This is a genomic window from Pseudomonas sp. ES3-33, from assembly GCF_000952175.1.
Classification (GTDB): Bacteria; Pseudomonadota; Gammaproteobacteria; order Pseudomonadales; family Pseudomonadaceae; genus Aquipseudomonas; species Aquipseudomonas gregormendelii.
The window spans coordinates 1-661 of the sequence record NZ_JZRI01000060.1; the positions used below are offsets into that span (position 1 = coordinate 1).

Below are 661 nucleotides of genomic sequence, written 5' to 3' on the forward strand. Positions count from 1 at the left end.
AGATGTGTATAAGAGACAGATATATACGCTGTGACCTGCCTCCACGGCCATCTTCAGCCGACCCAGCAGATTTTCACCAGCGTTGTATACAACTATCCCTATGGCTACTTCGCGGCGCATATGGCCTCCTTCTTGTTCCCTGAAAACACATTGCGCGCTAGCACAAACATTAAAGACATATCAATGAATGCCCTCATCACCCAGACCACAACCGCTCCAATCAGGCCGAAATTATGAACAAAGATAAATAGGCAGGGGAAATATATAAAAAATTCTGCCAAATGCACGAGTGCCGTGCCCTTTACATTTCCTGCCGCTTGTGCGGCGGCATGAGGAACTTGTGCGATCGAATTGAACAGAATCCCGACAGCCAATATCGATGCGAGACGCCAGGAGTGCTCGGCAAAATCCTGCCCCAGCCACAGCGTCATTCCCCACAGTGACCCTACGGAAGCAACAGAACATATAACCAACATCACAACCGCGATGAGCAATGCGGATTTTTTGAAAAGCCTTTCCGCAGCCGCGATATCTACCGCAATCAGCGCCGACAACTTGGGAAACAGCGCAGCAGTTAACGCCGCTGGAAGTATTAAAAACCTGATCAAGACTTCAAATGGCACAGTGTAATATGCCACCAAACTGGCGCGCACAGCAGATG

Annotated in this window: 1 pseudogene; it reads right to left on the reverse strand. The window is 49.3% G+C overall.

The features are described 5' to 3' along the window. Nucleotides 1-104 precede the first annotated feature (104 nt). Nucleotides 105-661: pseudogene (locus UB23_RS29755) on the reverse strand (polysaccharide biosynthesis C-terminal domain-containing protein); the annotation flags it as partial.